The organism is Polynucleobacter bastaniensis (assembly GCF_018882205.1).
Taxonomy (GTDB): domain Bacteria; phylum Pseudomonadota; class Gammaproteobacteria; order Burkholderiales; family Burkholderiaceae; genus Polynucleobacter; species Polynucleobacter bastaniensis.
Map to the genome: position 1 here is coordinate 353,937 of NZ_JACVOU010000003.1, position 6,150 is coordinate 360,086.

A 6,150-nucleotide genomic window follows, 5' to 3' on the forward strand; every position below is an offset into this window, starting at 1 on the left:
TAAAATTACCCTATAATGATATTAAATATTTCATTAACGTAATATTTAATACTTAATTGGAGATAAAAAATGCTTATGAATCAAGATTTTACACAGGATCGCGCGAAATACATAGGTGGTTCTGATATTGGCGCCATCTTAGGCCTCTCTAAGTTCCGCACCCCACTGGAAGTCTGGATGGAAAAGACTGGTAAAGAAGTTCGGCAACTCGACTCCCTGCCCCTGCGCTTTGGATCCTTTGCAGAAGAGTTTGTAGCATCCGAATACGCCCGAGCTTCCGGCTTTGAGCTTCTTCATGATGAGTCTATCTATATCCACCCTACTTACCCTATGATGAGTGCGCATGTAGATCGATTTGTCTTAGGTAATGGACTAAGCAATCCTGCAACCCGCCTCTTGGAATGCAAGACAGCCAATCCATTTGCTAGAGGTGAATGGGGAGAGCCAGGTACTGATCAAGTGCCTATGAGTTATTTGTGTCAATGCATTTGGTACATGGCCATTACGGGTATTGAGCAATGCGACTTAGCAGTGCTCTTTGGCAATAGCGACTTTCGGATTTATGAAATAGAGCGTGATCTCGAGTTAGAAGCGCTTGTCATTAAAAAGGCACTGCACTTTTGGAATGGATATGTTCTCAAAAACACCCCACCTCCAGCGCAAACAGAAGGCGACTATCAAGCACTCTTTAAAAAGAGTGATCCTTCAAAAACTATAGAGGCTAATCCAAAAACAGTTGAGCTCATTCGGCAGCTGCAATCATTGAGTAAGCAAGGCGATGATGTGGATGAAAAGATTACACAGCTCAAGCAGCACATCATGAATGAGATGAAAGAAGCCGAAGTGCTTCGCTACCAAGGCAACGTGATTGCGACCTGGAAAGCCCCAAAACCGAGCTTTCGCTTGGATAGTAAGCGTCTTGAGCTTGAGGAAAAAGAAGTGTTTGAGCGCTTTAAGATGCCGGCCCAAAACAGCAGGCGCCTAGTAATTAAAAGCTTGGATGATTAGAAAGAATATAAGGAGAAAACATGGATATAAATAACGAAGTGAGCCTACTCAATATCAAAGAAGATTTATTGGATGATGAAGTGAGTAGTTTTAAGATTAATCTAAAGAGCGAGGGGGTCAATTCAGCAGCCCCCAATGGAAAAGCCAAACAAACTAAAAGTGTAAGAATTAAAGCTGAGGTGAGTACTTATGACAAGTTATTAGCATCGGCAATAAAGAAAATAGGGTGTACAACTGGTGAGCTAACTACCTGGCTTAATCAAACACCATATACACCAGAGGCAGCTCAGCTCAATGCATTGAGATTGATTGCTAAGCATGCGTTAGATCCGTTTGCCGATGAACTATCAATTCATCGATATGAGGATGGTCACTGGCAAGCGTTTATTACGATTGATGGCTGGTCAAGGCTAATTAATGGCCACCCTGCTTTTAGCGGTATTAGTTTTACTGAGTCGACTGAACTTGTTAATGGGATACCTATCTGGATGGGATGTGCGATCTATCGGAATGATCGAGTAGTCCCAATTGAAGTGAAAGAGTACTTGAGTGAAATACAGACGGAGCATAGTATTTGGAAGGATATGCCAAGAAGGATGCTAAGGTATCGGGTGATTGTGCAGTGTGCAAGATTAGCATTTGGGGTTTCTGTACCAGAGTTAAAGAAGACCTTTAATAATTCACAAAAAATTAAATCTGAGAGCAAAATTACGGTAAGAGTGAGTTCAAGTCGAAAGAAAATGCTGCTTGAACACCTGCAAAATTGATATATTCTTAAATATCTATGCCATTAGTTTCGATTTAATTCTCCGCCAATTTTCCTTTTAAGTAATTGCTCGTAAAAAAGAACATCATTTCTGGAGATTGGACTTCTTGGCACAACGTAATGTATGGAATACATAAAGTTATCGCGATTCGTTGGATCTAAGTCATCAAGCTCCCTTAGAGCTTTATTTCCATTATGACCAGTGTTCGCATATGAGGCCCAGCGCCCCCATATTCCACCTCCATCCGCTCTGGAAGAATATGCAGAACCAATATATTTGTGATTAGTCTTTGTATCAAGAATCACATATACGCCATCATGTTCTGATAAAAACTTATACCAACCTCTGTTACCTGTAGGATTACGTGTTATTTCAATTAGTTCCTGATGACTAATTAAGACCCTATCCCATCCAGGAAAGTCAATAACATAACCTTTCGGCAATATTTCTAATATTTCTTTATCTAATTTTTTCTGCACCCAACTTTGAGCTGCCGATCCCCAATTAATAATTAGCCTATTATTAAATTCCTGAAAAATATCACAAGCCTTAAGATCATAAAAAATATTTGCAGTCTCCGGTATATTATTTCTTGAAGTATAGGTCTGCCATTCCTTATACTTAGATTCATGCTTTTTTATGAATTGCTCCTTAGGTATTGGCTTGGAATTTAAACCCTCGTTGAAAAATGCACCCCTCAATAAAGACCCATAACTTTCTGTAGCCACAAAGGTAATTATTAGCTTGTATTTGGAAAAAACATCTTTGGATTGTTTTGCAGTAAATACAAGCAACATATCATTATCAAATTTTAAGATCCTATCAAAATTTGACCAGTCTCCATCAGTCCGATGTTTCATCGTATGACGAACAAGACAGACCTGATTATTCTTTACTAAATTTTCAATATCAAGACTTGATTTAGTGGCAAGTAGCAGAGATTTAAAATTAAACAAGTTATTACTCCCGCATTAGAAACTAACCTTTATATTCCCCAACCATAATATTGCGATCAAACCGTCCAGATCCAACACATACCAACCTCACAAGTTTGCAGCGAAATGATTGTAAGTGCCCCCTTTTTTTATCAGGCACCTGATATAAATATGATGCTCCAATAGGACCAAATCCGTATCTGTTAGCCTTACCAATGAACTCTTGATATCCAGACGCTTTAAGTACTATTTTCAAACGATTAAGTAATGCCCTTTTTTCAGAGGTATTAGTTCGAATTGCACCCAGCTGCTTGAGAATATGGCCAATTTCATCCGTCTTTGGGTCCTCAATTGTCCCTAACATTTTTAACCCCAAATAGTTCGTAATCATTAAATATAATGACCCTGAAGCTCATATTGAGAGCCTTATTTTTCAAAAGCTTAAATTTCATTCAAAACTTTCGTATCCACTAAAGCTTTTAGGTGGTCTGAAATTAACCCCGGAATTGCGCCACCATTAATCAGCAATCCAAGCTCCATATTTTTTTCCATGGCATAACCCGTTAGATTAGCGCTGGTAATAAAGCATGTGCTTTTATCCGCAACGGCAACTTTTGCATGCACCCTTCCACCCTCAAATTCAGCAGCCTTATCTTTCCAACCATAAACATGGGCCCTTGGAATCGCTTTTTTCATTTTGGCAATAACATCAATTTCTATACTTCCTCCATCATCAATTGATGACTCAAGGAGTAAAAATAAATGCACCCTTCTTTCACATGCACTATTTAAAGCATGAATTATTGAATCAACTTTATATGCGACAAAACTTGTAATGATAAGTTCTGACTTTGCTTGGTTGATTACCTGAAGCAATACTTGCTCTGTTTTTCTAGCTGAAACTACCGAGGTAACAGGCCCCGTCCAAACTAACTCGATTGATTGATTAGCATCTTTTTGAATCACCACTTGACGAGCTGACAGCAACATTAAAGCCAGTTCACTAGCCCTGATATTTGTACCTTGCCATGCACTAATGAGCTCATTGACGTATGGCGACACAACTCCGCCACCGACGATCTCAGATAGCAATAGCGAAGATTGGCCCGGCTCAAAAGCAGCTATTTTTTTGCTAATGACTCTACCCTTCCAGGCGGTAACTGATCAGCACATACCGCAATAGCTTTTAAAAGACGATCCATAATTAGCTAACTATTGCTATGAAGTAATTTGAATAATAGAAAGCAAGTGCTTAGCCCTTGAGCGAGCCACGTATTGATTTGCTTTTTCAGTCTGATTCTCAGACTGTTGGAAATCCTCAATAATCACAATGGCATCAGCCTCAAGACCCTTAAATCGCCGCCAAGGGGATATCAATACACCTTGTCCAGCCCTCCATTTTCCAAGGTCACTAGTTGAGGTAACTGTTTTTAAAGCAGACGACCAATCTTTGTCTGTAGTTTTGGATGCCAAAATTGCGACTTGTGATGTTTTTAAGCCGCCAGTACCTGACATACACCATTCACGTACTTTTTTACCAGCTAATAAAACTGCTTCACTCATATTATTCACTTCTAAAAATTCTGGCTCATCCCCAAGCGGAGCTCCATCTCGCACCTTATTCGTCTGGTTTACTAGCTCAGCACAGTGGTGCGCAATTTTGACGGTATTCCTACAATTAATAGGCAGCTGAAATGGTGCTCCAAGTTCGGCTGGAATGGATGGGCTATGTACATAGATATTTTGATTTGGATCGAAAAAGACGTAATAGCAGGCCTTGCTAGCAGGATCTTTAAAAATATCATCAAGGCTTGTCCACCATAGATCATAAAAGTCCTGACCTTCATCAATAATCACAGCATCAAACTTTTGATTTTGATCAACTAATGAGCAGGCCTCAATCAATTTTTCTGGCGCAATATCTCGCCAAAAACTACTAGCGCTATCACCTTCAGGAGGTTGGAACCGAATTTTGGCAGCATTACAAAAATCTGATACTAGGCCATGGTAGGTATCAATGACTAGATTGCCTGTTACATCATCTGGCAATACTTCAATGGCCCAATCTTTTAAAGGGCGGTTGTAGCATAAAAATAATGTACGCAATCCTGCGCGCGCCATTTCCTGGGCTTTGGCTAAAGCTAAGATTGTCTTTCCTGATCCAGCAACTCCCTTGATGGATGCTAACTTATGATCACCCAAAAAATTTAAAAGATTTTGCTGTTCGCTTGTTAAGCGATTAAGACGCGCCTCTTGATCTTCAACCTTTCGCCAAATCACGGGGACAATTGCATACTTTGGAAACAAAGCCTCATGTATAGCTTGTACCTGCTGGGGTGAGAGCTCTTTATGATCAGGACGGTGAAATAAAGCAAATGCCTTCTCAATACTCTCTTTAATATTGGCGCATTTATTAGCATCAAATAATTGACTGGGCACAATACTAGGTGGCAAGGCGCCAGTGTATCGACAATCTGGGAATGCAACGGCATATGCATAGGTAAAGGGCAATGTCCCTTTTGCACCAGGCAATTCAGAAATCACACGATCTACTAACTCATGCATGCTTTTTCTCACCTGCTCAAAAGGATCTTTGCTTAGTAAGCGAGATTCACCCCGAGATGCTTCTCTACGCCACTCCATTTTTTCAGGATCAAAAGATAGTGAGCCACCTTTAACCTCAACAAATAGCAATCCATACTCCGGATCTAAAACAACAAAATCACACTCGCCCTCAATAACTGTACCTTTACGACCATCGCCCATCCAATGAAAGCCATGGAAAATTTCTACACGGCTAGGTAGCTGAGAAACAAGGGCCTCAGCAACTTTTCTTTCACCAGGATTTTGGATCTCTGAGGGATCAATTTTAGGAAATAAGCGTGCCATATCGATTACCTAATTAAGCTCATTCTTCAATGAGGCCAACCTTAGTCAAGCTATCCCACTCTTTCTTTAACATCTTAATCTGTGCAATCCCGCCATCACCGGTTACTGTAATGAGGTATTGCATTTGATCAGTGGCTGCATCTAATTGTTCGGTGAGCTTAAACTTTCCAATAGCAGTAGATACCTGTTTTCCCCGTTGCTCCATACCAAAGACTGAGAGAACAATATTCTGACCCTTAATGAGCTCAGCTGTCGAAATTGGCTTAACATTCAATCGCTTAATTTTGTCTTCAGATTGAACTTGTAATACAAACGGAGTATTGGGGAAATTTTCAGCAAGCTCTCTTAATCCATATTCCTTTGATTGGATGGACTGAGTGCTCTCAGCATTGATCTGCTCATTCAAGTAGGTGACATCGGTCTTTGAACTGACCTGATTTTTAGTACCACCCTAGAAGAGAGGATTTTTGATAATCTTCACCTTAAAGGAGTGCTAAATATGGCAAAAGGTCAGCGTCTTAAACCCGAGCAAATCGTCACCTTATTGCGTC

The 6,150-nt window shown here is 40.2% G+C and carries 7 protein-coding genes; 2 read left to right on the forward strand and 5 right to left on the reverse strand.

The window, feature by feature from the left end:
• Positions 1-75: 75 nt before the first annotated feature.
• Positions 76-1,008, forward strand: coding sequence for a YqaJ viral recombinase family nuclease (locus ICN22_RS07755; protein WP_216169797.1), 933 nt, complete (start codon positions 76-78; stop codon positions 1,006-1,008).
• A 20-nt stretch (positions 1,009-1,028) separates the two neighbouring features.
• Positions 1,029-1,775: a recombinase RecT gene (locus tag ICN22_RS07760; protein ID WP_216169799.1), complete on the forward strand. Its 747-nt coding sequence runs from the start codon at positions 1,029-1,031 to the stop codon at positions 1,773-1,775.
• Between the two features lie 23 nt (positions 1,776-1,798).
• Here the strand turns inward: ICN22_RS07760 and ICN22_RS07765 are convergent, their stop codons facing one another.
• The 5 genes from ICN22_RS07765 to ICN22_RS07785 form a co-directional block, all read right to left on the reverse strand.
• The gene (locus ICN22_RS07765) at positions 1,799-2,731 is read right to left on the reverse strand and encodes a GIY-YIG nuclease family protein (protein WP_216169801.1); all 933 of its coding nucleotides are present in this window, start codon (positions 2,729-2,731) and stop codon (positions 1,799-1,801) included.
• 22 nt (positions 2,732-2,753) lie between these two features.
• Positions 2,754-3,101: a hypothetical protein gene (locus ICN22_RS07770; protein ID WP_216169803.1), complete on the reverse strand. Its 348-nt coding sequence runs from the start codon at positions 3,099-3,101 to the stop codon at positions 2,754-2,756.
• A gap of 50 nt (positions 3,102-3,151) precedes the next feature.
• Positions 3,152-3,802, reverse strand: coding sequence for a DISARM system phospholipase D-like protein DrmC (drmC, locus tag ICN22_RS07775; RefSeq protein WP_255533899.1), 651 nt, complete (start codon positions 3,800-3,802; stop codon positions 3,152-3,154).
• A 126-nt stretch (positions 3,803-3,928) separates the two neighbouring features.
• Complete coding sequence (locus ICN22_RS07780) at positions 3,929-5,599, reverse strand: nuclease-related domain-containing DEAD/DEAH box helicase (protein ID WP_216169805.1); 1,671 nt, start codon at positions 5,597-5,599, stop codon at positions 3,929-3,931.
• A gap of 19 nt (positions 5,600-5,618) precedes the next feature.
• Complete coding sequence (locus ICN22_RS07785; RefSeq protein WP_216169807.1) at positions 5,619-6,005, reverse strand: hypothetical protein; 387 nt, start codon at positions 6,003-6,005, stop codon at positions 5,619-5,621.
• Positions 6,006-6,150: the final 145 nt, after the last annotated feature.